The organism is Staphylococcus intermedius NCTC 11048 (genome assembly GCF_002902385.1).
GTDB classification, from domain to species: domain Bacteria; phylum Bacillota; class Bacilli; order Staphylococcales; family Staphylococcaceae; genus Staphylococcus; species Staphylococcus intermedius.
In genome coordinates this window covers 1-265 of sequence record NZ_PPQH01000079.1, presented here as the reverse complement: position 1 = coordinate 265, position 265 = coordinate 1, and the positions used below count along the sequence as shown (strand labels likewise).

1 protein-coding gene is annotated in these 265 nt (G+C 44.2%); it reads right to left on the bottom strand.

From position 1 onward, the window contains the following. The coding region (locus tag CD138_RS12355; RefSeq protein ID WP_219727728.1) for a Rib/alpha-like domain-containing protein at positions 1–265 on the bottom strand (265 nt) is incomplete at both ends.

Sequence of the window (265 nt, the reverse complement as noted above, 5' to 3'; positions counted from 1 at the left end):
GTCGTTATCTGCTTGTTTACCTACGGTTACCGGTACTGTAATGTGGTCTGTTGTACCATCTGGATACGTCACTGTTACACTTACATCTGTTGTACCCTCTTTTGTGCCGTCAGGTAATTGACTTGGATCATCAATTGTAATTGTTGGTTGATCTCCGTCTGTTGGGTAACCTGGGATGTTCACTGCACCTTTCACTTCATCTTCTGTTGTGGCAGTGCCATAATCCTTCGTGATTGGCGTTGTTTCTGGTGTGTACTTGTCGTTA